Source organism: Allorhizobium sp. Av2 (assembly GCF_021462805.2).
GTDB classification, from domain to species: Bacteria; Pseudomonadota; Alphaproteobacteria; order Rhizobiales; family Rhizobiaceae; genus Allorhizobium; species Allorhizobium vitis_G.
The window spans coordinates 1,630,860-1,657,138 of sequence record NZ_CP192696.1; the positions used below are offsets into that span (position 1 = coordinate 1,630,860).

General features: G+C 57.4%; 21 protein-coding genes, 1 tRNA gene, 2 pseudogenes and 1 riboswitch. Of the genes and pseudogenes, 15 read left to right on the forward strand and 9 right to left on the reverse strand.

The features are described from left to right. Window positions 1-2 precede the first annotated feature (2 nt). From tig to FS819_RS07860, 4 genes are all read right to left on the reverse strand, one after another. The gene (gene tig, locus FS819_RS07845) at window positions 3-1,484 is read right to left on the reverse strand and encodes a trigger factor (RefSeq protein ID WP_015916191.1); all 1,482 of its coding nucleotides are present in this window, start codon (window positions 1,482-1,484) and stop codon (window positions 3-5) included. 384 nt (window positions 1,485-1,868) lie between these two features. Continuing rightward, window positions 1,869-1,953, reverse strand: a tRNA-Leu gene (locus tag FS819_RS07850). Window positions 1,954-2,087: 134 nt separating this feature from the next. After that, entirely contained in the window at window positions 2,088-2,669 is a 582-nt protein-coding gene (locus FS819_RS07855) for a GDYXXLXY domain-containing protein (protein WP_156547663.1), read from the reverse strand. Beyond that, complete coding sequence (locus FS819_RS07860) at window positions 2,666-3,775, reverse strand: DUF2157 domain-containing protein (RefSeq protein WP_197434053.1); 1,110 nt, start codon at window positions 3,773-3,775, stop codon at window positions 2,666-2,668. Before FS819_RS07860 ends, FS819_RS07855 begins: the two co-directional genes overlap by 4 nt. A 634-nt stretch (window positions 3,776-4,409) precedes the next feature. On the opposite strand from FS819_RS07860, the gene FS819_RS07865 reads away from it, so the two are divergent. Further along, window positions 4,410-4,559: a DUF1127 domain-containing protein gene (locus FS819_RS07865; protein ID WP_015916194.1), complete on the forward strand. Its 150-nt coding sequence runs from the start codon at window positions 4,410-4,412 to the stop codon at window positions 4,557-4,559. A gap of 159 nt (window positions 4,560-4,718) precedes the next feature. Here the strand turns inward: FS819_RS07865 and FS819_RS07870 are convergent, their stop codons facing one another. The 3 genes from FS819_RS07870 to FS819_RS07880 are packed head-to-tail and all read right to left on the reverse strand — an operon-like array spanning window position 4,719 to window position 7,965. Beyond that, window positions 4,719-5,246, reverse strand: coding sequence for an MOSC domain-containing protein (locus FS819_RS07870; protein ID WP_156547661.1), 528 nt, complete (start codon window positions 5,244-5,246; stop codon window positions 4,719-4,721). 11 nt (window positions 5,247-5,257) lie between these two features. Continuing rightward, window positions 5,258-6,565 carry a replication-associated recombination protein A gene (locus FS819_RS07875; protein ID WP_156547660.1) on the reverse strand — a complete coding sequence of 436 codons (1,308 nt, stop codon included), beginning with the start codon at window positions 6,563-6,565 and terminating at the stop codon, window positions 5,258-5,260. Next, entirely contained in the window at window positions 6,562-7,965 is a 1,404-nt protein-coding gene (locus FS819_RS07880) for a DegQ family serine endoprotease (RefSeq protein ID WP_156547659.1), read from the reverse strand. The genes FS819_RS07875 and FS819_RS07880 overlap by 4 nt, the downstream gene beginning before the upstream one ends. Window positions 7,966-8,220: 255 nt before the next feature. Here FS819_RS07880 and FS819_RS07885 point away from each other — a divergent pair, with 255 nt between their 5' ends. The 5 genes from FS819_RS07885 to FS819_RS07905 all read left to right on the forward strand — a co-directional run bounded on the left by FS819_RS07885 (window position 8,221) and on the right by FS819_RS07905 (window position 13,514). Continuing rightward, the gene (locus FS819_RS07885; RefSeq protein WP_156547658.1) at window positions 8,221-8,583 is read left to right on the forward strand and encodes a lysozyme inhibitor LprI family protein; all 363 of its coding nucleotides are present in this window, start codon (window positions 8,221-8,223) and stop codon (window positions 8,581-8,583) included. A 105-nt stretch (window positions 8,584-8,688) separates the two neighbouring features. Beyond that, entirely contained in the window at window positions 8,689-9,198 is a 510-nt protein-coding gene (locus FS819_RS07890; protein ID WP_156547657.1) for a DUF1203 domain-containing protein, read from the forward strand. 20 nt (window positions 9,199-9,218) lie between these two features. After that, complete coding sequence (locus FS819_RS07895; RefSeq protein WP_197434052.1) at window positions 9,219-10,817, forward strand: asparaginase domain-containing protein; 1,599 nt, start codon at window positions 9,219-9,221, stop codon at window positions 10,815-10,817. 194 nt (window positions 10,818-11,011) lie between these two features. After that, the gene (locus FS819_RS07900; RefSeq protein ID WP_156547655.1) at window positions 11,012-11,347 is read left to right on the forward strand and encodes a PilZ domain-containing protein; all 336 of its coding nucleotides are present in this window, start codon (window positions 11,012-11,014) and stop codon (window positions 11,345-11,347) included. A 163-nt stretch (window positions 11,348-11,510) separates the two neighbouring features. After that, entirely contained in the window at window positions 11,511-13,514 is a 2,004-nt protein-coding gene (locus FS819_RS07905; RefSeq protein ID WP_156547654.1) for a bifunctional 2',3'-cyclic-nucleotide 2'-phosphodiesterase/3'-nucleotidase, read from the forward strand. Window positions 13,515-13,597: 83 nt separating this feature from the next. On the opposite strand, the gene FS819_RS07910 is transcribed toward FS819_RS07905, so the two are convergent. Next, window positions 13,598-13,924, reverse strand: coding sequence for an HlyU family transcriptional regulator (locus FS819_RS07910; protein WP_156547653.1), 327 nt, complete (start codon window positions 13,922-13,924; stop codon window positions 13,598-13,600). A 139-nt stretch (window positions 13,925-14,063) separates the two neighbouring features. Continuing rightward, on the reverse strand, window positions 14,064-15,104 hold the full coding sequence (locus FS819_RS07915; protein WP_156547652.1) for a glycosyltransferase family A protein: 1,041 nt from the start codon (window positions 15,102-15,104) through the stop codon (window positions 14,064-14,066). 687 nt (window positions 15,105-15,791) lie between these two features. Between FS819_RS07915 and ilvA the strand changes: the two genes are divergently transcribed. From ilvA to FS819_RS07960, 9 genes and pseudogenes are all read left to right on the forward strand, one after another. Further along, the gene (gene ilvA, locus FS819_RS07920) at window positions 15,792-17,042 is read left to right on the forward strand and encodes a threonine ammonia-lyase (protein WP_156547651.1); all 1,251 of its coding nucleotides are present in this window, start codon (window positions 15,792-15,794) and stop codon (window positions 17,040-17,042) included. 185 nt (window positions 17,043-17,227) lie between these two features. Beyond that, window positions 17,228-17,336, forward strand: a riboswitch (guanidine-I (ykkC/yxkD leader). A 70-nt stretch (window positions 17,337-17,406) separates the two neighbouring features. Beyond that, complete coding sequence (locus FS819_RS07925; protein WP_156547650.1) at window positions 17,407-18,480, forward strand: putative urea ABC transporter substrate-binding protein; 1,074 nt, start codon at window positions 17,407-17,409, stop codon at window positions 18,478-18,480. Window positions 18,481-18,540: 60 nt separating this feature from the next. Beyond that, on the forward strand, window positions 18,541-19,359 hold the full coding sequence (locus FS819_RS07930) for an ABC transporter permease (protein WP_234624421.1): 819 nt from the start codon (window positions 18,541-18,543) through the stop codon (window positions 19,357-19,359). Then, complete coding sequence (locus FS819_RS07935) at window positions 19,356-20,171, forward strand: ABC transporter ATP-binding protein (protein ID WP_156547648.1); 816 nt, start codon at window positions 19,356-19,358, stop codon at window positions 20,169-20,171. Before FS819_RS07930 ends, FS819_RS07935 begins: the two co-directional genes overlap by 4 nt. Before the next feature lie 7 nt (window positions 20,172-20,178). Further along, entirely contained in the window at window positions 20,179-21,009 is an 831-nt protein-coding gene (locus FS819_RS07940) for an urea amidolyase associated protein UAAP1 (RefSeq protein WP_234624440.1), read from the forward strand. Between the two features lie 11 nt (window positions 21,010-21,020). Then, window positions 21,021-21,671 (forward strand): urea amidolyase associated protein UAAP2, encoded by a 651-nt coding sequence (locus tag FS819_RS07945; RefSeq protein ID WP_156547646.1) that lies wholly within the window; start codon window positions 21,021-21,023, stop codon window positions 21,669-21,671. Window positions 21,672-21,674: 3 nt separating this feature from the next. Next, window positions 21,675-23,927 (forward strand): annotated as a pseudogene (locus FS819_RS07950) (5-oxoprolinase/urea amidolyase family protein); the annotation flags it as partial. A gap of 186 nt (window positions 23,928-24,113) precedes the next feature. Beyond that, window positions 24,114-25,406: pseudogene (locus tag FS819_RS07955) on the forward strand (carboxyltransferase domain-containing protein); the annotation flags it as partial. Between the two features lie 203 nt (window positions 25,407-25,609). Further along, window positions 25,610-26,251, forward strand: coding sequence for an RBBP9/YdeN family alpha/beta hydrolase (locus FS819_RS07960; protein WP_156547644.1), 642 nt, complete (start codon window positions 25,610-25,612; stop codon window positions 26,249-26,251). Window positions 26,252-26,279 lie beyond the last annotated feature (28 nt).

Sequence of the window (26,279 nt, forward strand, 5' to 3'; positions counted from 1 at the left end):
GCTTATTCAGCGTCGCCTTCGTCAGCAGCCTTCTTCTTCGCAGCAGCCTTTTTCTTCGGAGCGGCTTCTTCGCCTTCAGCGGAAGCGTCTTCAGCCTTGGCAGCCTTCTTCTTGGCGGACTTCTTGGCAGGCTTGGTGTCGTCGCCGTCTTCGTCTTCGGCCAGCAGTTCTTCCTTGGTCACGGTCTTGTCCGTAACATTGACCTCGGAGATCAGCTTATCCATGACCTTTTCTTCAAAGATCGGAGCACGCAGCGAAGCAGAAGCGCCGGGCGTGTTGCGGAAGAAGTCGATGATCTGCTTTTCCTGGCCCGGGAACTGCTGCAACTGGGCGTAAAGCGCGCGCTGCATTTCTTCCTCGGTCACATCGATAGCGGCCTTTTCACCGATTTCGGAAAGAACCAGGCCGAGACGAACGCGACGTTCAGCCAGGGCGCGGTATTCTTCGCGAGCGGCGTCTTCCGTGGTCTCTTCATCTTCGAAGGTCTTGCCGGACTGTTGCAGATCGGTGTTGATCTGGCGCCAGATATTGTCGAACTCGGCATCGACCAGGCGCGAAGGCGCCTCAAACTTGTACATCTCGTCCAGCTGATCAAGGATCTGACGCTTGATCTTCTGGCGGGTGACATTGCCGTACTGGCTTTCGATCTGGCCGCGGACGATTTCCTTCAGCTTGTCGACCGATTCCAGGCCGAGCTTGGTGGCCAGCTCGTCATTGATCTCGGTTTCAGCGGGAGCCGCAACTTCCTTGACGGTGATGTCGAAAGTGGCATCCTTGCCAGCCAGGTTTGCAGCCGGATATTCGGTCGGAAAGGTCACGTTGATGACCTTTTCGTCGCCAGCCTTCAGGCCAACGAGTTGCTCTTCAAAGCCGGGAATGAAGCGGTTGGAGCCGATGACCAGCTCTGCATCTTCGTCCTTGCCTCCGTCAAAGGGAACGCCATCGACCTTGCCCAGGTAATCCATGGTGACGCGGTCGCCATCAGCAGCAACACCGTCCTTGGTGGCGAAGGTCCGCGCGCTTTCGGCGATCTTCATGATCTGCTCGTTGACTTCGTCTTCCGACACTTCAACGACTTCGCGGACGATCTTGATGCCATCAACCGGCTTCAATTCGATAGCGGGAATGACTTCATAGGCAAGCGTGAATTCGAAATCGGCCTGCGCATTGAGGATCTTGTCGGCTTCTGCCTCGTCCTCGGTCATCGCCACTTCCGGCTGGGTCGCGGACTTTTCGCCACGTTCAGACAGGATAGCGGAGGGACGGTCGCGAACGATTTCGTTGACCAGTTCGGCCATGACCGACTTGCCATACATCTTCTTCAGGTGACCTGCCGGTACCTTGCCCGGACGGAAACCGTTGATGCGAACCTTGTCCTTGACGTCGGCAAGGCGCTCATTCATCTGCGCTTCCATGTCAGCGGCCGGAATGATGACCTTGAGTTCGCGCTTCAGCCCTTCAGCGAGCGTTTCGATAACCTGCATGTTCTAACCTTCGTGTCGTGGCAGCCATGCTCGGACAGCCATGTGTTTCGTTGGCGCCCGTGCCCGGACAGCCGGTTCTTATCGTCTGGGCTGCGAGGCAGCCGGTGGTTCTCCACAGTGCCATGCGTTTGATAAAACGCACAAGCAACGCTGTAATACTTTAAGTTCGCTGGATAATCCCTTGAACCGATATTGGTTCAAGGGATTATCCAGCCAACACGCTCTCCGCTGATCCAGAGGCGGCTGTGTGGCAAACATTCAGCATCTTGCCAGGCAAAGCAGCTCTAAAGGCCACGCGTGCAGGCCTCATCACATAGACCCTAACATACAAACAATGGGCCGGAATGCACGCATTCCCGCCCTCTGCCTTGCTGCCTTACGTTCTGGTGCGGGTAGAGAGACTTGAACTCCCACGCCTTGCGGCACCAGAACCTAAATCTGGCGTGTCTACCAATTTCACCATACCCGCGATCCATCAGAACGTCATGCACTTTGCATGACCCCGCCGGAGCGCGGTCTCTATAACACCCGTTTTTCAACACGCAAAGGAAAAATGACAGTGACATGTCCTCACCGTGAAATCGCACCCCGCGCAAGCATCGGTCAAAAATCCGGTTCGCGGTAAACTGGCTGGCCTGCAACGAACAATTGCCGGATCTGCGCCCGCCCCGCAGAAGACACCCGTATGGCGATTGAAACAGCACCTTGATTGCGCTGTGCCTCGATATCGCGGCCCTCACCTTCAGGAACATAGAATCGCTCGATCCCGTAATGCACGGTCAAACTGTCCCCGGGCGCGAGAGGCGATGGAAAGGAAATCGGCTCGCTTAACAGCACCACGCTTCCGGGCTTTGGCGGCATATCGGCGACCGATGCCTCTTCGACCGTGGCAAAGCCATCGGCCTGCGGCGTGACGCGCACATGCAGGCGAACATCCTCTCGGCGCGAGGGACGAGGACCGACGATCTTGTCCTCAGGAATGCGGGAAATCGGATAATTCAGCACGACATAATCGCCGCGTAGCAGATCGCGCGGATCGACGGCCTCAGTCCGCAACAGGACCTCCTGGCCGTTGCGCAAAATATTGGCCCGCTCGCCGATCTGGTAACCGATTGCCGCCGTTTGCAGGGCAGCCAGAAGAACAGCAGCGGAAGCCAGACGAAAAATATGATTGCGCTGCATCATGACCGCCCCCGTCCTTCAACCGCCATCGGACGCTTGCGCGTGCCCAGCAGCTTTTCCATCTGGCTGACGCCGAGGGCCAGCAAAGCGACAATCACACCGGCGATCAGGAAAAAGCCCGATGTGCCCAGCAAAGAATCAATCGTTGTAAAGGACAGATAGAGGATCTCGCCTGCGAAAATCAGATAGGCCAGCGCCCGCACCACGCCATCGTGACGCCCGCGAAGCACAAGGGCAACAATGGAGATACCAACCGCCGTGACGGCCACCAAAGCCAGCGACAAACCGTGATCATAATCTATATTGAGGATGAAAAGGCCCATTGCGGCCAACAGCAAGCCATGAAAACCGGCAATCTGCACGGACATATATCTAGCAAGCAGCGGCAGGGCCGACGCCGCGAATGCGGTAACACCTAGAGCGACATAGACCATTGCAAGGCCCGACTGCATGACCTCGGCATAGATCCATCCCAGCCAACCAAGAATCAGCAAACCGGATATATGCTGAACCCGGATGTTGCCGGTGAAAAGCGCCAGGCAGGTAACGAGCGCAGCCAGCAGGGGCGGCGTCCACACCGTCTCCGGCGTCCAGGAAAAGTCGAACTGGTCAAGGGTTGCTGCCGCCAAGCCCAGCGCCAGAACACCAACGAAAGCCGCCATCGCGCCGGAGCGAAACAGCACGCAGGACAGGCTCGCCATGCCAATCCAAAGATAAACCAGATCGAGAAGGTCGCCCGACAGGTGATACAGCTGGCCAACCAGCGACAGTGCTGCGCCGAAACTGGCCGCTCCCAGCACCAGAAGGGCATGGCCCGACGCCTGCCGCCCTTGAGCGAGGCAGAAGGCCGCACCGCCATGAAAGCCCCAGATCAGCAGAATCAGACAAGAAACCTTCACCAGGCGCGGAATGGCCTGCCAGTTGGCGGCCACAAGCAGCAGAATGGCAGCAGAGACCAGCACCGCCGACAACATGAGCAACACGCCGCCGATATTGAAATTGCCCGCCCGGCCGTCGTGATCCTCGATCATCGCCTCGGCGGCCTGTTTGCTGATCAGGCCCATATCGGTCCAGCGATCAAGATCTCTCTTCAGTTTCGCTCGATACATCATAACTCCGTCCGTAGCGGCAGCTCTTTATATAGGCGCATTTTCACCGATGTCGAAAACCCGTTTTGAGCTTCGCAGTCGCGAGAATGAACAGGTCGGCATGGGTGTTAGACGAGCGATCGTTAGTTCATGCATCAAACGCATAGCTCACATGACAATATCGCACTGCACAAAACCCATAAAAACGATTAGATAATTGCCAACAGCAGACGAGAACATCAGTGTTTACGGATGCAGGCAGCGCAAGCTGCAATTCAGTTTCGGTGCAGCATACTCCTCCTCCCAATGCGCGCCGAACGGGCTGACAACCCTCCTCCTCCCAGTTGTCGCCCATTTCAAATGACGCCCGCCGGATCTCCTCCCCCGGTGGGCGTTATTGTTTTCAGCCTCTTTTTCCCCACCATCCATGAACGATTGAAAGCGCTCAAACGCAGATTTTCAGCCGCCGGACCGGTTTGAGCCGAATTTGCTCGCAAAATAGACATTCCTTAATAAATCATTGAGGCGCCATGCATCCACGGCATAGGTGCTCCGCTGGAATGGCACTTCATAACTTATGCCGCAGCGCATATATTCTCTTCAACACATGAAGGGCTGGCCGATTTGCCAGCAAACGCTGAAAAGAGGCAAGACCATGAACATCACTCGCTCGCTGAACAACTGGCGCAAATATCGTCAGACCATTACTGAACTGGGCCGCATGTCGGACCGCGAATTGCACGACCTCGGCATTGGCCGCGACGACATCCGTCGCGTTGCCCGCCACGCCGTCAAGGCTGGCTGATCGACCGGTCAAGTGATCGTTTGAATTTACAATAAAGCGTCGAACATTCCCTTCAGGGTGTTCGGCGCTTTATTGTTTTATTCGGTAAAGATACGGGCTACGGCGCTGAAAAGCGGTTGCTCTTCCCATAAAACCTCGCAACGCGGGTTGGCGGAGAGTTTAGACTGGCTGCAAAGGCCGATGCGGAGAGCCGGGTCGCTCGACACTGATCCGATCACCCGGATGAACCACGCCCCCCTCGATGACCACAGCCATCACACCTGCCTTGCGGATCAGGCCACCGTCCGGGTCGCGGTCAAGCACCGCCTGCATCAGGCCCGGCTGAAAATCATTGATCTGTTTGCAGGGATTGCGAAGGCCGGTCACTTCGACCACGGCACCTGAGCCAAACTGCGGGCGGCTTCCTTGCGGCAGCGCCAGAAGATCAACTCCACGGGTGGTAATATTCTCGCCGAAATCGCCCGGCGTCACGCTAAACCCCTTATCCCCCAGCTCATCGAACAGCTCCGCGTGAATAAGATGAACCTGACGCAGATTCGGCTGGGTCGGATCCGCGGCAACCCGGGAGCGGTGCTGGACCGTGACGCCGAGATGAGCATCGCCTTCCACACCCAATCCTGCCAGAAGTACGATCTCGTCTCGCCCCTGCTTGCTGAACAGGTGAGCTTTCGAAAGGCTGCGCCTCAACCTTCATCATGTCAATTGCGCTCCCGCCTTAACTTTGCCCACCAGTCCAGCCGCTTGCGGATATCCCGCTCGAAACCACGTTCCGGCGGATCGTAAAAGGTCTGGCGGCCCATTTTCTCTGGAAAATAGTCTTGCCCGGAAAACGCATCGGGCTCGTCATGGTCATAGCGATAGCCGTCGCCATAGCCCTCGCCCTTCATCAGCTTGGTGGGGGCGTTGAGAATATGCTTGGGCGGCAGCAGCGAGCCATTTTCCTTGGCGGCGCGCATAGCGGATTTATAGGCGGTATAAACGGCGTTGGATTTCGGTGCGGTGGCGAGATAGACGCAGGCCTGCGCCAGCGCCAACTCCCCCTCCGGTGAGCCAAGATAATCATAGGCATCCTTGGCGGCATTGCAGACCACCAGCGCCTGCGGATCGGCGAGACCGATATCCTCCACGGCCATGCGGACAAGCCTGCGACCGAGATAAAGAGGGTCTTCCCCGGCATCGAACATCCGGCAGAGATAATAGAGTGCTGCATCCGGGTCCGAGCCGCGCACGGATTTATGCAGCGCCGAGATCAGATTGTAATGGCCGTCCTGTCCTTTGTCATAGACCGGCGCACGCCGCTGCACGATTCGTGTCAGCCCCTCGGTATCGAAGACCTCTCCCTCCCGCGCCGCCCGCCAGACTTCTTCGGCCAGCGTCAGCGCCGCTCGGCCATCGCCATCGGCCATACGAATCAGACTGGTACGGGCGGCCTCATCCAGCGGCAGGGGCTTTTCCTCAGTGGCTTCGGCCCGTTTTAGCAGCGTCTCAATACTGTCTTCGTCATGCGGCTTGAAGGTCAGCACGCGGGCGCGAGACAAAAGCGCGGCATTCAGTTCGAAAGACGGATTCTCGGTGGTGGCGCCCACCAGAATGACCGTGCCATCCTCCATGACCGGCAGGAAGCTATCCTGCTGCGCGCGGTTAAAGCGATGGATCTCATCGACAAACAGCAATGTCTGGCGACCGGACATGCGCCGGGCGCGGGCGCCCTCAAACACCCTTTTCAGATCCGCCACGCCGGAAAAAATCGCCGAAATCTGCTCGAAGGCTAGATCCGCCTCCCCCGACAGCAGCCGGGCAACGGTGGTCTTGCCAGTGCCGGGCGGCCCCCAAAAGATCATCGACCCCAGAGAGCCTGACGCAATCATCCGGGCCAGAACACCGTCCGGCCCGGTCAGATGATCTTGCCCCGTCACATCGGAGAGCGTTTTCGGCCTCAGCCGATCCGCCAGCGGCCGGCGGGCCGCCATGTCCTCATCCAGTTTTGGGGCAAACAGATCGCTCATCGAAACATCTGCCGAATCCGCTGGCCATTGCGATCGATCTCAATCCGCCAATAGGCAGGCGAGCTTTTGGCAATCTGCACCATGTCCCGCGACGAGGTAACCTCGGTACCGTTGATGGAGACGATGATATCGCCAAGCTGGAAGCCAAGCCGCTGCGCCACCGAGCCATCAGCAAGAGCCGTAATGGCGACGCCAGTCGTCTGGGTATTCAGTTTCAGCTCAAAGGCAAGGCGCGGCGACAGATTGCCGACCGTTGCTCCTTCAAACGGGCTATTGTTCTTGATCACCTGCTCGTCGCGCGGACGGGTTTCAGGTGCGCCAGCCAGCGTCAGGGTAATGTCCTTTGGCTTGCCGTTATCGATCACGTTCAAGGTGACCGACTTGCCAAGCCCAATGGTCGTCAGGCGATAGTTTAGGGCATCGGGATGCTCGACAATGACCCCATCAACCGCTGTAATGACCTGCCCGGCCTTGATGCCGGCCTTGTCCGCCGGACCGCCTTCCACCGTCTTGGTCACCAGCGCACCCAAAACCTGCTTCAGGCCCAATGCATCGGCGACATCTGATGTGACCGGCTCGAATGTGGCGCCAACGTAAGGCCGCTCGAACGAGGAGGCGCCCTTGTCTGCCGCCTCCAGGAACACCTTGACCAGATTGGCTGGAATGGCAAATCCAACACCGTTAGACCCACCGCCCTTGGAAAAGATCGCGGTATTCAGGCCGATCAGCTCGCCATTCATATTCATCAGCGCGCCGCCGGAATTGCCGGGATTGATCGATGCATCGGTCTGGATAAAGAAGCCGAAATCGCCTTCCGAGACCTGATTGCGTGCCAGACCGGAGACAATGCCGCTGGTCACTGTCTGACCAACACCGAAGGGATTACCGATTGCCAGCACCAGATCACCGACCTCGATCTTGTCCGAATCGGCGATTTTCAGCGTCGGCAGGCTTTCCTTGGCGTCGATTTTCAGGACGGCCAGATCCAGCCGCTCATCTTTCAAGACCACTTTCACCGGATATTCCCGGCCATCGGACAGCGCCACCTTGATATCGTCTGCCCCTGCGATGACGTGATTATTGGTCATCACCGTGCCATTCGCCTCAACGATCACCCCCGAGCCCAGCGAAGTCTGGCGTTCCGTGCGGTTGGGAAAACGCTGGCCGAAAAACTGCTGAAAAAACGGATCGCCGGCGAAAGGATTGACGCGGCTCTGGACGATCCGCTCAGCATAAACATTAACGACGGCCCCATGGGTCTGCTTGACCAGTGGGGCAAAGGACATTTGCATATCCGCGCGGCTTTGGGGCAGGCTTTTCGCGTCCTGCGCCAGCCCCGGTGAACCGGCCAGACATGCAAGGACCATCACGGCGGGAGACATCGATTTCAGGCCACGCATACGGGTTTCCTCTTCATTCTCCCAAAACTTGACGGTCAAGTCTTATGGGAGGTCTTGGCAAAGCAAAATAGGCTCTTGGGTGAAAATTGTGGCAAAGCATCGTCATTTCAAGCAGCGACGGTTCAGCGCAACGACAATAATGAAAACCGAGATGATCCAACCCACCAAAGCGGGGAACATTTCCTGGTGAAGCGCATTCTTGATAGCCTTGACGGCTGAAAGCCTGCCGCGTCGAATGACGGGAAAGCAATGATCATGAAAACCGCATCTGCCACCGCCTCGATTTTGTTTCTCAGCACTCTGGTGATTGCAGGCATGATGCCCCGCCACAGCACTGCCGCGAGCTTCGATTGCACCAAAACCGATCTGAAGGCCGATGAAAAAGCGATTTGCGACAATCGTGCCCTCAACGATCTCGACGTAAAGATGGTCACCACTTTCGAGCTGATATCCGGCCTGCTGCCAATGGGCAATCGCGGCGAATTGCAGGACCAGCAAACGGCCTGGCTGAAAACCCGCCAGTCCTGCAATGCAGATAATGACTGCATTGCCAAGGCCTATGATGCTCGGTTGAAGGCATTGAAGAGCGTTTACGACAAGATTGAACGACCGATTTAAGTTTATTTACGGGCAAGTTTCTTTGCGCGTTGGCAAGAACCGGGTGGTTTCAGTCCACCGTCCAGGCAAGTGTTTGGCGCATTCACGTCAAACAGGAGCTAGACAATGCAAACCATCCGCTTTGCCCCCATGCCATCCACCCTTGCCGAAGCCTACCGCGGAGGTGCGCCGGATGCCTATGGCTGCGTGCCGGAGCGCCGCATCTCGCCCGGTGGCAGTTATCAATGCCGCCATTGCCTGGCGTCAATTGCCGAAGGTGAGCCTTATCTGACCCTGGCCTATCGGCCTTTCCCGCATCTACAGCCCTATGCCGAAACAGGACCGATCTTTCTTCACGCCGAGGAATGCGCGGCTTACGATGATGGCGATACCTTGCCGCCCATCTTCGAAAGCCCTGATTATATTGTGCGTGGTTATGGCCATGATGACAGGATCGTCTATGGCACCGGGGCCGTTACCGAGACATCCCGAATTGCGGCGCGCGCGCAAGAGCTTCTCCAGGACGAAAAAATCGCCTATGTGCATGTCCGGTCGGCTCGCAACAACTGCTTTCAATGCAGGATCGAGCGGACCCCGGTGGGCGAAGACCTGTCGGAGGGATTGGAAACCGTCTAGGCACTGCAAGGAGACATGTCTTGAAAATTGGCGTCATCAATACCGGCGGCACGATCAGCTGCGTCGGAAATCCGCTGGCTCCGATGACCAGCACGCAATTCAAGGCAGCCTGCCAGTCCCATCTCGACCCGATCCTTAAGCAGAAGTTTACCGATCTGGTGCTGGACTATGTGACCGACCTCGCCTTTCCCGAGAGCGACAGCGGCATGTTGGACAGCACCAATCTGCAACCCTCCGACTGGTGCCTGATTGCCCGCCATATCCTGGAGCGCTACGACACGGTGGACGGCTGGATCGTGCTGCATGGCACCGACACGATGGATTACAGCGGCACGGCACTGGCCATGTTGCTGGCGCGTTTCAGTGCCGATGGCACCGTGCTGGCGCAACTCAACAAGCCGGTTATCCTCACCGGCTCGCAGGTGCCGCTGTTTCACTCCCCGACGCCGGGGGTGATTTCCGGCATGACGTTCAATAGTGACGCCTTTCAGAATGTCTGTGGTGCGGTCGCGGCTGCCCAGACGGGTCTTGCCGGTGTCAGTGTGTTTTTCGATAGCCAGTTGATGCGCGGCTCACGCGTAGTGAAAGCCGATGCCAGCCAGTTCCGTGGCTTTTCCAGCCCGAATTTCCCGGTTATCGGCCAGTATGGCATCACCCTCGGCCTCAATGCCGACCTTGCCCCACTGCCACCCGTATCCTCCGCTGTCAGCCTGGATGATGAAGCCGCAAGGGCAGAAACCCTGGCCCAATTGCAGGCCATCACCTCCAGCATAAACAAGGCCCCGGTCATCACTCTCGGGGCCTTTCCTGCCTGGTACGATGCCGCCCAAGGTAAGGCGCTGCTGGCCGATATGATCCGCGCCTGCGTGGCCCAGGGCATTGGCGGACTGGTGCTGCAAGCCTATGGCGCGGGCAATTTTCCAAGCGGCAATGCCCGGCAGCCGGACCAGGGCGCCATCTACAAGGCATTGGATGAGGCCAATCGGGCGGGCGTGGTTGTCGTCGATAACACCCAGGTTCTGCAGGGTGCTGTGGATTATAATACCTATGCCGCAGGGGCCTGGTTGCCCGCCATCGGCGCGTTGAACCCGGTGGATATGACCGTCATGGCCTCCCTCGCCAAGCTGACCGTGCTTCTGGCTGCCCGCGGCGCAAATGGTTGGTCACTGGACGATGTCAAATATCTGATGCAGATCCCGCTGGTTGGCGAGATGGCCGATATTTCCCGGCTGGACAGCCGCAGCAACGCTGTTCTGCTTCCCGGCCAATTGCTGTCCACGCTCAATGGCAGCGCCAGCCTGGTGAACGACCCGGTACACGGCCCGCAACTGCGCGATAGTTCAGGCAAGACGCTTTGGTCGATGCTGGGGTCAATGCTGAACGAAAATGAAAAAACCGCCCTGCCCGGCCGATTACAGATGCGCGACGATGGAAATCTGGTTTTCTATAACCGCAACAATCAGCCGCTGTGGCAGAGCAAGACCGGTGGCGAGCAAGGTGCCTCGTCGCAATTGCGACTTTCGCAGCCAGACGAAAACACGGTGTGTTTGAGCGTATATGATTACCACCGCCGCCAACCGCTCTGGAGCGAGAATTTTTTGCTCACGTCCGACCAGTAGGAAGGTCCGAAGATGTGAACCACATCCTCGCCAGAAAATTGGAATGCGAGCTGCAATTTTCACTAGCCGTTCGTATGACGTGGAGGGCGGCCTCGGTCGGCTCGGGGTAAGCTGAAATTTTAACGAGATCTTTTACCGTATTTACAACGGTCGCCTCTAAAATCGGAAATCAACCGAGAAAAAAGACTTTCACAATGCAAAACAACCTGAAAATGGATATTCGCACTGCACCCCGAAGCCGCTGCCGTATGGACAGTGCCGTGCGCTATATGCGCCAGGTTGCCGATTGCCGGATCATCGATATTTCCCGCTCAGGCTTGGCACTTGAACTCTATACAGCCTTCCACGCAGCGGCAGGCAGCACTGTGATGATCGAAAATGAAGAAATCGGTCTGCTGGAGGGCATGGTCCGCTGGAATCGCGGCGGGCGGCTGGGCATTCAGTTTCGCCAGAACAGCAATTCCATTGCCAAGGTCGCCGCTTACTTTCGCAACTTCCATCAGGACGTGCGCCCTGTCCTGAAGCGGTAGACTAAACCGCCCCCCCTTCCCGATGGATCGAATCAGAAAATGTCATCCGTCAATTTCTGGCGCGCTTGGTATTTCAGTTTAGCATCATCAACCTGTCATGATATGAAGGCAACTGGTTTGCGATGCTTACGCATCGACGATGACATTTGCCAGGAGCCTTCCCATGTCGCCACTCGCTCACTTGCGCCCCACCGACCTGCACCCTATTACGCGCCGCTCGCTGCTGGGTGGTTTCGCCGCCGCCGGTGCCTTGGTCGTGCTGCATCCATTCGCTGCCAATGCGGCTGCAAACCAGGCGCATCTGCGGCTGATGGAAACCACCGATATCCATGTCAACCTGATGCCCTACGACTATTATGCCGACAAGCCCAATGACACGATGGGCCTGACGCGCACGGCAAGCTTGATTGACGCCATCCGCGCCGAAGCCGGAAACTCCATGCTGATCGACAATGGCGACCTGCTGCAAGGCAGCCCAATGGGCGACTACATGGCCTACAAAAAGGGCATCAAGGCTGGCGACCAGCATCCGGTGATGAAGGCGATGAACACGCTGGGTTATGATTGCGGCACGCTTGGCAATCATGAATTCAATTACGGTCTCGACTTCATGTTCAACACGCTGGCGGCAGCGAAATATCCCATCGTCTGCGCCAACCTGACCAAGGGTCAGCTGGCCGCCGATCCGAAAAACGACGCGCTGTTCTTCAAGCCCTTCACCATCATCGAAAAGACCATTAAGGATGGCGCTGGCGCAGAAAGCGTCATCAAGGTCGGCTTTATCGGCTTCGTGCCGCCGCAGATCATGCTGTGGGATGCCAAGAACCTGGAAGGCAAGGCCCAGACCCGCGACATCGTCGAGGCCGCCCGCGCCTGGGTACCTGTGATGAAGGAGCAAGGCGCAGACATTATCATCGCGCTCTCCCATTCCGGCATCGATGGCAGCGGCCAGACTGACAAAATGGAAAATGCCTCACTCTATCTGGCAGGCGTTGAAGGCATTGATGCGATCTTCACCGGCCATCAACATCTGGTCTTCCCCGGGCCGAAAACCTGGGACGGCATCAAGGGCGCTGACCCCGTCAAGGGGACATTGATGGGCAAGCCCGCAGTGATGGCCGGTTTCTGGGGCTCGCACATGGGTCTGATCGACCTTCTCTTGGAAAAGGACGGCAAGAGCTGGAAAATCGTTGATTTTACCGCCGAAGCCCGGCCAATCTACCACCGCGACGATGCCAAGAAGATTATCGCCGATGTCAAGGACAAGCCGGAAGTGGCCGCCGCCATCAAGTCGGAGCATGAGGCGACGCTCGCTTACGTGCGCACCCCTGTTGGCAAGACCTCCGCACCGCTTTACTCCTATTTTGCCCTAGTGGCCGACGACCCCTCGGTGCAGATCGTGTCCAATGCCCAGACCTGGTATATCAAGGACATGCTGAAGGAGACGAAGTACAAGGATTATCCGGTACTGTCAGCCGCAGCGCCGTTCAAAGCTGGGGGCCGCGGTGGCGCCGATTACTATACCGATGTTCCCGCAGGCGATATCGCCATCAAGAATGTCTCGGATCTCTACCTCTATCCGAATACCGTGCAGGCGGTGCTGATAACAGGCGCGCAAGTCAAGAACTGGCTGGAAATGTCGGCTGGCATGTTCAACCAGATCAAGCCCGGCTCAAAAGACGCAGCACTGCTCAATCTCGACTTCCCATCCTACAATTACGATGTGATTGACGGCGTCACCTATGAGATCGACCTGTCGCAACCAGCGAAATATGACAAGGATGGCAAGCCGGTCAATCCGGAGGCAAACCGGATCAAGAACCTGAGCTTTAACGGCAAGCCGATCGATCCCGCCCAGCAATTTGTGGTCGTCACCAACAATTACCGCGCCGGTGGCGGCGGAAAATTCCCTGATATCGCCTCCGACAAGGTGATTTTCGTCGGCCCGGATACCAATCGCGATGTCATCGTCCGCTATATCGTCGCGCAAGGCACCATCAACCCATCCGCCGATGGCAATTGGCGTTTTGCCGCAATCCCCGACACAACGGCGAGCTTCCAGACAGGCCCGAAGGGCCGGGCGTTTGCAGCCGAGGTCAAGGGCGCGAAAATCGAGGATGCCGGTGACGGCGCGGACGGTTTTACCAATTACCGGCTGATTCTGTAAAGCCACAATCCAGCTGAAACGCAAAACGCCCGGATCAAATCCGGGCGTTTTTTATGAATGATCTATCGGTGACTCGATACATATCAGGCGCTGCGATCCTTGGCGCCATCGGCAAACAGCGAAGGTCCGTTCTGGTCGATAATCTGGCGGGCCTTGCGGAAGGTGCAATCCAGCGCGTCTTCCTTGGATGTAAACATGTCGGCGCGAATGAAGCTGCGGGTCAGCGTTTGGCCATTGACGTCCTTTTCGATCCGCCCGGCCAAACGCAACTGGCTGCCTTCCTTGATCGGCTCGGCATAGATCCGGCAATCGCCATGCAATTGCGGCTCGGCTGAAACGGATTGCTTCGTTTCATCTGATGATGACGAACCAGAAAACGCCGAAAAAATCTTCGAAAGAAAGGATGCCATTGCAACTGCCCTCTGCCTGCCAACACATATCATGGCGCAGGGACGCTCCCGCGTCCTGACCAAGACCAATGTCGTTTGTCGGCAAGCATGATCATAAAATCAAGCGATTTTGCTCAGAACCGGCGATAAAACGCTGATATCAGGCGACAGCATCCTCAGCAGGCATGGATTTCACTGCGGTTTCATTGGTCATCACACGACGGTTGCGCAGGAAAAACTGGAAACTGGTTGGCGCCCGCATCAGATAACCGGGATAGGCAGCAACCAGCCGCATCAGAACCTTGAAATCCGGCAGGTAGCCTTTGGCCAGGCCACGCAACAAGGCATAGGTATAGGCACCTTCATAGAGTTTTTGGCGGAACAGAACAGTCTCCGGATCGGCAAGCAAGATAACCGGCGTATCCTTGAGGTAATTATATTGAAGCGCCAGACAACCCTGAATCGCCACGGATTTCGGGCTATCCCAGGACACGTTGGACCAGTAGAGATTAACGCCTTCCAGGCAGCTGACATTGATCTTCGGATCGATCACCGTGTCGTTGAACAGGCAAAGCTCGATCCAGAAAACATGATCCTCACCGGCACTGCGCAATGCGCCATTGAAACGCAAACCGGCATTTTTCTTGAAGCGGTAAACGACGGTCGATGTCTGCGGGGGGCACTCGCGGATCATCACTTCCGCAAGCCGACCCTTGCGGAAGGCATGGTAATTATCGCCGCAGATCAGGTCTTCATCGGAAGCAAGCGCACGGCGCGTGCCGGGAAGACTAATGAAATAGTCGGCATAATACTTGCCCCGAACATGGTTGCAGAAAAAGAAATCGCCAAAGACAAGCCCGTCGAGGGCGCGCTGAATGTGGTTGTCGTGCCAGACATCGTCGGAATCGAGAAAGGCCACATAGTTGACGGGATCGGCTTCAAGATAATCCAACGCCATATTGCGGGCTTCGCCTGGACCGCCATTGTCTTTTTCAAGCAGAACGATGCGCAGATTAGGACCGGCCTCAAAATCGACAAGTTCTTCTTTCGCGGAAATTGGTGAGCTATCGTCAACGATAACAACGCTCAACTCAACGTCACTGTCTAATTTCTGCGATTTAATCGATTCCAGAGCCCGGGATAAAATCCCCTTCTCTTTCTGGAAAAAGGGAATCACGACAGCAACTGATACACTCATCATACACCTCACGTTGCTTCAACGACACCCTTTGCCACGCGCGGATTTCAAGCCATGCGCAGCCAAGATCTGTTCAGACACCATCACTGATGCCGCAGCGTTCACGGAAAAAGCATTAATACAAAATTAAGCCTACACAACATTAGCCGAGCCAGCAACATCTAGAAACGTCATTTATTGGGTCTATTTTTTTAAGAATCGCGGGAACGAAATCAGCATTACCATTATGCTACACATGTATTTTTACCAATTTCCCAAATTGGGACAGCACTGTTTAAGCAGCAAAATTAAGAAAAACTATTCGAAATCAACATTTTGAGAGATTAATGTGTATCTACCCCCTTATAGCTGGGGATATTTTACAAACCATAAGTGGATTTATTCTAGGCAATGCAACCATTTATGATTGCATGCTTGAATGCAAAAAACGGAACTTATGGTAAATTTCCTGATAGCATCAGCTAATGATCCATATCGAGACATGGATTGGGCCGTAGGCAGTGGTGTTTCGAACCCTGCCCTTCCTGCTTTCGCTCACGTAGAGCGCGTCAGCAACGTCGTTCGCCTATACCCTATCGAGGTAAAACCGTATTTTTCACTATCTGCTGGAGGATTGCTTAAAGCAGTTCCAACTTCGGGATCGATGGGTTAGCAGATAGAACTGATATTGCCGATGCTGGAAACCAGACCATGACAAAAACTGCCGTCCAAGATGCCGTTCAGGCGCTTCGCGACCTTTTCCCCGCGACACCGCTGCAATTGAGCGAGCACTTGAGCACGTTATTCAATGCCAATATTTATCTGAAGCGCGAAGACCTGACACCGGTGCGCTCCTATAAGGTGCGCGGCGCCTATAACTTCTTCCGCAAGGTTGTCGCCCAGGGACAGGTCGACAAGATCTTCGTCTGCGCCTCAGCCGGTAATCATGCACAAGGTTTCGCCTTTGCCTGCCGTCACTTCGGCGTGCATGGCGTGGTGTTCATGCCGGTGACCACGCCGCAGCAGAAGATCGACAAGACCCGCAAGTTCGGTGCCGAGTACATTACTATAAGGCTGGTCGGCGATATCTTCGACCAATGCTACAAGGCAGCCCGCGACTATGTGGAGGAAGCCGACGGCCTGATGGTGCCGCCTTTCGACCATGCCGACATCATCGAAGGCCAGGCAACCGTTGCTGCCGAAATTCTGGAGCAACTGCCGGAAGAGGTCACACCCGATCTGGTGATCATGCCCGTCGGCGGCGGTGGTTTGAGTGCGGGCATGACGGGCTATCTCGCTGACACGCTGCCGCCATCTGCCTTTCTGTTTGCCGAGCCGGTCGGCGCGCCCAGCCTCAAACGCTCGTTGGAAGCGGGTGAAGTCATCACCCTCCCCAAAGTCGATAATTTTGTCGATGGTGCCGCCGTGGCGCGGATCGGCGATGCCAATTTTGCCGCTCTGAAACAGTTTCCGCCCGCTCAGGTCATGCTGGTGCCGGAAAACGCGATCTGCGGGACAATCATCGACATGCTGAATGTCGAGGGCGTGGTGCTGGAACCGGCGGGTGCCTTGGCGATTGCCGCACTCGGCCTGCTGGAGCGTCCATCCATTGAGGGCAAGACCGTGGTTCTCGTCGTCTCCGGTGGCAATTTCGATTTCGAGCGCCTGCCCGACGTGAAAGAGCGCGCCATGCGCTATGCTGGCTTGAAGAAATATTTCATCCTGCGCTTACCGCAGCGGCCCGGCGCGTTGCGCGATTTTCTCAACCTGCTCGGCCCGGAAGACGATATCGCCCGCTTCGAATATCTGAAGAAATCCGCCCGCAATTTTGGCTCGATCCTGATCGGGATTGAAACGACGGATGCCTCGAATTTTTCCGGCCTGTTTCAACGCTTCGATGAAAATGGTCTCGGCTTCGAGGACATCACCGAAAACGACATCCTGGCCAATCTGATCATCTGACGATGTTTAAAATTGCACCGCTGTCTGCTTAAAATTTGACGTTCTGCCGCATTTGCCGGACGACAATAGCTCACGACAGAACAGTAAATTTTGAAAAACCGCCAAAAAACAAAGGATAAACAGACAAAACTCCAAATAGCACTCGGCAATTGCCAAGCTGGCACAAGAGTTGCTAGTATACAGTCAGAGTTGGCAGCTAGGGTTCCGGCGCAATAAGCGTGACTGGTCCGAGAGCAGCCACCGGCGGGGGAGACATCCCTGTCGGGTGCACGGCGGGATAAAAGCCCGGGAGACCTCGTTAGCCAAGGGATTGGCGGCGTTGGTCTATGCCGATCCCTTTTGAAAAAAGCAAAAGGGGAAATTCATGCGCCTGTTCTCAAAACTTCTCTCTGTTTCCGTACTGTCCGCAGCGATGTCGCTAGGCGGACTTGTCCCAGCCGATGCCGCCACCAAGAAGGAATTCAAGGTTGCCTGGTCGATCTATGTCGGCTGGATGCCGTGGGGCTATGCCAGCGACCATGGCATCGTCAAGAAATGGGCCGATAAATACGGCATCAAGATCGATGTCACACAGTTCAACGATTACGTGGAATCGATGAACCAATACACCGCCGGTGCCTTCGATGCGGTCACGCTGACCAATATGGACGGTCTTTCCATTCCCGCCGCTGGCGGCGTCGATACCACGGCGGTGATCGTCGGCGACTTTTCCAATGGCAATGACGCGGTCATCCTGAAGGGTAAGGACAAGCTTGCCGATATAAAAGGCCAGAACGTCAATCTGGTCGAATTTTCCGTCTCGCATTACCTGCTGGTACGGGCGCTGGAAAGCCTTAAACTAACGGAAAAAGACGTGAAGGTGGTCAACACCTCAGATGCCGATATGGTCGCGGCCTATAAGACCGACGATGTGACCTCGGTTGTCACCTGGAACCCGCTGGTTTCCACCATTCTCGAAGAGCCGACCGCCAAAAAAGTGTTCGACAGCTCGCAGATCCCCGGCGAAATCATGGACCTGATGGTCGCCAACACCGAAGTCCTCAAGGACAATCCGGATTTCGGCAAGGCGCTGGCGGGAATCTGGTACGACACGGTCAAGCTGATGATGGCCGACACCGCAGAGGGCAAGGCTGCCCGCGAGGACATGGGCAAGGCTTCTGGCACTGACCTCAAGGGCTTCGACAGCCAGTTGGCCGCCACCAAACTGTTCGACAAGCCAGCGGATGCGAGCGCCTTCACCACCTCGCCCGGCCTGCCGAAAACCATGGATCTGGTGCGCAATTTCCTGTTTGAAAAAGGCCTGCTGGGCAATGGCGCACCCTCTGCCGACGTGATCGGTATCGAAATGCCTGATGGTAAGGTGCTGGGCGACAAGGCCAATGTGAAGTTCCGCTTCACCACCACCTATATGGATGCCGCCGCCAAAGGCGCACTCTAACGTCTATCCGGGGGCGGGTGATCGCCCGCCCTATTCTCCCTAAGAATTCGGAGCGACAGGATGCGCTGGATCAATCAAAAACCGAGCAATGGTGCGAAACTTGGCCTCGCTGCCCTGCCCTTTGCACTGGTGCTTCTCGCCTATGGCGCAGGTTCGGCGGCACGGCTGGCGGAAAATGCCAATGACAAGCTGCTGCCGGGCTTTGCCGCCTTTGCCGATGCCATCAACCGTGTGGCCTTTAACGCCGATGCCCGCACCGGCGACTATATTCTCTGGACCGATACGCTTGCCAGCCTGACGCGGCTTTCTTCCGGGCTTGGTATTTCACTGCTGATCGCGCTGACGATCGGCATGGCCATCGGCATGCTGCCCTATCTGCGTGCATTGCTGTCACCCTTCGTCGCCGCCATTTCCATGGTGCCACCGCTGGCGCTGCTGCCCATACTGTTTATCGCCATGGGCCTGGGCGAAGTGTCTAAAATCACCCTGATCGTTATCGGCGTTGCACCGATCATGATCCGCGGTCTGGCCCTCACCGCCCTTGCCCTGCCGCGCGAACAGATCATCAAGGCGGAGACATTGGGCGGCTCATCCTGGCAGGTCGCCATCAGGGTGGTCCTGCCCCAAATCCTGCCGCGCCTGATCACCTGTCTCAGATTGCAGCTTGGTCCGGCTTTCCTGTTTCTGATCGCGGCGGAAGCGATTTCCTCCGATAGCGGCCTCGGCTACCGGATCTTCCTGGTGCGCCGTTACCTCTCCATGGACGTGATCTTTCCTTACGTGTTGTGGATCACGCTGATTGCCGTCGTGGCCGATGTCCTGCTCGACCGATTGCGCATTGCCCTGTTTCCCTGGTCCAACCTGGAGACGGGCCAATGAGCGGGCTGAAGATCGACAATATCTGGAAGGAATATGGCGACCAGATCGTCCTGGAAAGCGTCTCCCTGACGGTTGAGTCCCGCGCATTCGTGGCGCTGGTCGGCCCATCCGGCTGCGGCAAGAGCACGTTTCTGCGCATGCTGCTGGGGCAGGAACAGCCGACGCGCGGCACCATCCTGCTGGATGGCGAACCGCTGCCGAAGGAGCCGGGACCGGACCGCGGCGTCGTCTTCCAGCGCTACTCGGTATTTCCGCATCTGACGGTGCTTGGAAATGTGCTGTTGGGTAAGGAATTGCCCGCCTCGCCATTGGCTGGCCGCCTGTTCGGCTCTGCCCGGCGCAATGCCGTGGATGAGGCCCGCGCGATGATTGCCGCCGTTGGCCTTGCCGGATCAGAGGCGAAGTATCCGGCCCAGCTTTCCGGTGGCATGCAGCAACGGCTGGCCTTAGCGCAAGCGCTGATCATGAAGCCGAAAGTTCTGCTGCTGGACGAGCCGTTCGGAGCGCTCGATCCCGGCATTCGCGCCGAAATCCACATGCTGATGAAAAAGCTCTGGCACGAAAACCCGATGACCGTCGTCATGGTCACGCATGACATGCGCGAGGCCTTTACGCTGGCCAGCCGCGTTGTGGCTTTCGAGCGTCCCCGTGACCGGCCAGAGGAAAAACAGCGCTACGGCGCCACCATCACCAAGGACATTTCCATCTGGCCACCCCGCCAGGCGGGTACCCCTTCCATCTTTCGCCCTGACCGGGACGGCCCGGTCGCATCCATCGGGCTTCACCGGGACGACCCGGCACATCGTCGATAGGAGACCCATCATGCATATCCGACGCTCTGCCGAAGAGATTGCCGCCAACCGGGCGCGCTATGAGGAACACCAGAAAAGCGGCCTGGACTTTTCCCCGAAGGCCCTGCCGGGCAAAAGCCCGCTGCCCGCACCGGACATCGAGGTGGCGAACCTTATCCATAGCGAAACCATTCCCGGCGGCTGGTACTGGTCCACGCCGGTAAAAACCCATGAGACGCTGCGCATCGCCCTGCCCCACGGATTTTCAACCGTCACCCTGGTCGCCTGGAACGCTGCTGAGCCCTCCGAACGGCTGAACCTGCCCGATACCGTCAAAATGCAATGGACCACCGGGCTTGGCAAAGGCCGGGTGATGTTTTCCGACATGGGCAAGGTGATGTTTTCGATCACCGAAGACACCAGCGGCGCGCATGATTGCCTGATGGGCGGCTCCACAGCCGCGTCCAACGCCCGCAAATATGCCAGTGCCAACAGCCAGGGCCTGCGCAATACCCGCGACAATCTTCTGATCATGGTAAGCAAGCTCGGCCTCGACAAGCGCGATATCCCAGCAGCCCTTGCTTTGTTTGCCCCTGTGCGGGTCGATGCGGACGGACGCTTCCACTGGAGGCCGGACCTGCTCAATGGCGGAGATTACATCGAGCTTCGCGCCGAGATGGAGATGATTGTCGGCTTTTCCAATTGCCCGCATCCGCTCGATCCCAATCCACTCTACCAGCCCAATCCCGTTGTCATTAGCCGGATAAAGGCCAAGCCACTGCAAGCGGACGATCTTTGCCGCACAGCGACAGCCGAAGCGGTACGTGGCTTTGAAAATAATGCGTTTGCAGCGCTGTGAGGGAGGAAACCATGTCTGAATTCAACGCCACGTCTCCCCTTCGCACGCCTGATACCGCTGTGCAGGATCACGTCATTGCGGCGGAAGCGCCATTTTCCACGGTGGTCAAAAAAGGCCAGATTCTGCGGATCGAGGACAGTTATGGCCAGCAGGCCATCGACACGCTGTTTTACAATGCTGAGGATTTTTCCGAGCGTTATTCCAATCAGGATACGATGCGCGAACAAGGTGCCGCCTATATTTCCACCGGCACCAAAATCATCTCCAATGAAGGCCGGATCATGCTGACCATGACCGCCGATAGCTGCGGGCGACACGATACCTCAGCCGGGGCCTGCTCCTGCGAGAGCAATACGGTGCGCTTTGGCCATGGTACCAAATATCTGCATGCCTGCCGCGATAATTTCGTGCTGGAAGTGGCGAAATACGGCATGAGCAAGCGCGACGTGGTCGCCAATATCAACTTCTTCATGAATGTGCCGATTGAGCCGAGCGGCCAGATGACCATTGTCGATGGCATTTCCGCCCCCGGCGATTATGTTGAGCTACAAGCCGAAATGGATGTGCTGCTGGTGATTTCCAATTGCCCGCAGATCAACAATCCCTGCAACGGTTTTGATCCGACGCCTGCCCGGGTTCTGGTCTGGGATAGTGAGGCCTGACCGATGTTCAAAAAGGTTCTGATTGCCAATCGGGGCGAAATCGCCGTCCGGATCATCAAGACATTGGGGCGTCTTGGCATTGCCTCCGTCGCCGTCTATTCCGATGCCGACCGCTTCGCGCTGCATGTGCGGCTGGCTGATGAAGCCATCCGGCTTGGCCCGGCTGCGGCTAGCGAAAGCTATCTGAATGTCGAGGCGGTAATTGCCGCCTGCAAGGCAACGGGGGCTGAAGCCGTCCATCCCGGCTATGGCTTTCTCTCGGAAAACATCGGCTTTGCCGAGCGCTTACAGGCTGAAAACATCGCCTTTATCGGCCCGACACCGGAGAATATCGCCAGCTTTGGCCTCAAACACACGGCAAGGCAACTGGCGGCAGATAGCGGCGTACCATTGCTGCCCGGCAGCGGCTTGCTGGACAGCGCCGAAGACGCGCTTTCGGCAGCCGAATCGATAGGCTACCCGGTAATGCTGAAATCTACGGCGGGTGGCGGCGGCATTGGCATGCAGCTCTGCCATGATGCCGCTAGCCTGCAAGCGGCCTTCGACACCGTCCAGCGCACCGCCAAGGCCAGCTTCGGCGATGCGCGGGTCTATCTGGAACGCTTTGTTTCCAAGGCAAGGCATGTCGAAGTGCAGATCTTCGGCGATGGACAGGGCCGGGTCATCGCACTTGGCGAACGGGATTGCTCTCTCCAGCGCCGCAACCAGAAAGTCATCGAGGAAACCCCGGCCCCCGGCCTGTCGGACGCGGTGCGCCAGCGCCTGCATGAGGCAGCAGTATCGCTTGGTCGGTCTGTCCATTACCGCTCGGCAGGCACGGTGGAGTTCATCTACGATCCCGCCCGAGAAGAGTTTTACTTCCTGGAGGTCAATACACGACTTCAGGTCGAGCATCCCGTCACCGAGTCCGTGTTCGGCATCGATCTGGTGGAATGGATGATCCGCCAGGCCGCCGAAGAGGATGTGCTGACCGGCAATGAACATCTGGTGCCGAAGGGCGCTGCCATCGAGGCCCGGATTTACGCGGAAATGCCCCATGCCGATTTTCGCCCCAGCGCGGGCCTGCTGACGGAGGTGTTGTTTCCGAAAACAACCCGCGTCGATGGCTGGATCGAGACCGGCACGGAGGTGACACCCTATTACGACCCGATGCTGGCCAAGCTGATCGTGTCAGGCAGCGACCGTGACGCGGCGATTGCCGCTTTGCAATCGGCGCTATCGGCAACGTCCATTTCCGGCATTGAGACCAATCTCGATTATCTCAGCGCTATCGCCGCCTCCGATCTGTTTTTAAGCGGTGATGTCGCAACCACGGCGCTGAAGGATTTTTCCTTCGTGCCAGATGTGGTCGAGGTCATCGCCCCCGGCGCCCAATCAAGCCTTCAGGAATTGCCGGGGCGGCTGGGGCTTTGGCATGTCGGTGTGCCGCCAAGCGGGCCGATGGATGCCCGCTCCTTCCGCCACGCCAACCGGCTGGTCGGCAATGGCGACGATGTGGCGGCGCTGGAGCTGACTGTCTCCGGGCCGGTGCTGAAATTCTTCTCCAATGTCACCCTCGCACTGGCCGGTGCCGAAATGGCGATGACATTGGATGGCGCACCAGTCGCGCATAACACGGCCTTTACGGTCAAACCCGGACAGGTTCTCGCCATTGGAGGGATTTTCGGTCCCGGCCAGCGCGCCTATCTGGCGGTATCAGGCGGATTTGCAGCACCTGTCGTGCTTGGATCGCGCGCCACCTTCGGCCTTGGCCAATTCGGCGGCAATGCCACGGGAGCCCTGAAAGTTGGCCATGTGCTGCGGCTGGCCCGCAGCCCGCAACACATCGCCACGCCAGCCGAGGAGCCACCAGAGCTGACCCGCGCATGGTCGGTCGGTGTGGTCTATGGCCCGCATGGTGCGCCGGATTTCTTTCTGGACAGTGATATCGAAACGCTGTTTTCGACTGATTATGAGGTGCATTTCAACAGCGCCCGCACCGGGGTCCGGCTGATCGGCCCTGCGCCGACATGGGCGCGGCAGGATGGCGGTGAGGCCGGGCTGCATCCTTCCAACCTGCATGATAACCCCTATGCGATTGGGGCCATCGATTTTACCGGGGATATGCCGATCATTCTCGGTCCTGACGGCCCAAGCCTTGGCGGCTTCGTCTGCCCGGCGGTGATTGCCAGAGATGAACAGTGGAAGATGGGACAGTTCAAACCGGGCGATACCATTCGTTTTCATCCTGTGGCGCGGGATGGGGATAGTGCCGCCGCGTTAAGAAACGCTGAGCACGGGATACCCCCCTCTGCCTTGCCAGGCATCTCCCCCTCAAGGGGGGAGATCGGGGATGGTACCGCCGAAATATCTCAATCCGTACCGTCAAAGGAGATGTTTTCGGTCTTGCCAATCTCCCCCCTTGAGGGGGAGATGTCCGGTAGGACAGAGGGGGGTAAACCACCAATTGCAGCGCCAGTTCAAACCCGCCTCCCACCGGACGCAGGCTCCCCCATCCTCAGCCACACTTCCAACGGCCCTGTCTGCGTCACCTATCGCCGTCAAGGTGACGACAATCTGCTGGTGGAATATGGCGAAATGCAGCTCGACATCGCCATTCGCATGCGCGTTCACCTGCTGATGCAGGCGGTCAAGGCGGCCAAGCTGCCGGGCCTGATCGACCTCACCCCCGGCATTCGGTCGCTGCAAATCCATTATGATGGTGCCAGCCTGTCCCGCACCCGGCTGCTAGGCCTGCTCAGCGAAATCGAAGCCAACCTACCCCCGGTGGGGGATGTGACGGTGCCGAGTCGCACGGTCTATCTGCCGCTCTCCTGGAACGACCCGGAGGCGGAACTGGCAATGCGCAAATACCAGGAGCTGGTGCGGCCCAACGCCCCCTGGTGCCCGTCCAATATCGAGTTCATCCGGCGGATCAACGGCCTTGCCGACGAGCAGGCCGTGAAGGACACCATTTTCAACGCCCGCTATCTGGTGATGGGTCTTGGCGATGTCTATCTCGGCGCGCCGGTTGCCACCCCGCTCGATCCACGCCACCGGCTGGTAACAACAAAATACAATCCGGCCCGCACCTGGACGCCGGAAAATGCCGTTGGCATTGGTGGCGCCTATATGTGCATCTACGGCATGGAAGGTCCGGGTGGCTACCAGCTGTTTGGCCGCACCATCCAGATGTGGAACACCTGGCGGCAAACGCCGGTCTTTACCCGCGACAAGCCCTGGCTGCTGGATTTCTTCGACCAGATCCGCTTCTTCCCCGTCAGCCACGAAGAGCTGATGGAGGCTCGTGCCGCCTTCCCGCATGGCGGCTATCCGATCCGTATCGAGGACGGCGCATTTTCCTATGCAAGCTACGCGGCGGACCTGGCTGAAAATGCCGAAAGCATCGGCGCGTTCAAGCGTCAGCAACAGGCAGCCTTCGAGGCGGAGCGTCAGCGCTGGAAGGACCTAGGCCTCGACAGCTTCACCGCCGATGAGGACGCAAGCCCCGGTGCTGGTGGCGATATTCCCGACAATTGCTTCGGTGTGGAAAGCGCCGTTCCCGGCAATCTCTGGAAACTGCTGGTGGAGGAAGGCCAGTCCGTTGCCGCCGGAGAGACGATTGCCATCATCGAATCGATGAAGATGGAGATCACCGTGACGGCCCATGCCCCGGGCATCCTGCGGGAATTGCGGGCCATACCAGGAAAGACGATCAAAGCGGGCGACGTGATCGCCGTCCTGCAAAATCTCTGAAATAGCCTTCCGCAACACCATAAAGACCGGATATCTGGAATGAAGTTTCATTTATCCGGTCAAATTTTCTACTAAAAAACCAGAGAATAGATGGAGCTTTCTCGTCCTTGGTCAGATTCGGACCGATAATCACCGATATCGGAGCATGATCGACGCGGGATCGGCATGTTCGGATGTCCTGACAGTTACGGAAAGGATCAGCCATGCCAAGCCAGACCTGTAGCATCGATACACTTGTCGTTCCGGGACTGAACGGTTCAGCCGCCGGGCATTGGCAGCGGCATTGGGTTGAAGACCAGCCCACCAGCATCATGGTCGAGCAGGACGATTGGGCTCATCCCGAGCTTGGTGCCTGGAAAGCCCGGCTGGAACAGCAGCTTGCGTTGTGTAGGTCAGGCGCTTGGATCGTCGCCCATAGTATGGGCTGCCTTCTGACCGCCCAAATGGCCGATAGTCCGCTTCGCCATCTGATCCGTGGCGCGCTATTGGTCGCACCCTGCGACCTGAAAACCACCGAACATCAGCATCCCGATGTTATTAAATTCGGTGAAATGCCGTGCCAGCGCCTGCCCTTTCCCTCATTGATGATCGGCAGCAGCAACGATCCCTATATGGATACCGAAACAGTGCAGCGCACCGCGTCCTGCTGGGGCAGCAGGCTGGTCAATCTTGGCCCGGTCGGCCATATCAATCCTCAAAGCGGTTTTGGCCGGTGGAGCGAAGGCTATGCTCTGCTCTCGCAACTGCAAACCACCGTTGAGCGCCGCCGCGCCATCCAGCCAGCACTTCCTGCGAGAACAGCGCCGACAGCCGCGGCTGAGACCCCTATGCATTCGCACGCCTGAACTTACATACAATTTTTTCAACCTGCCT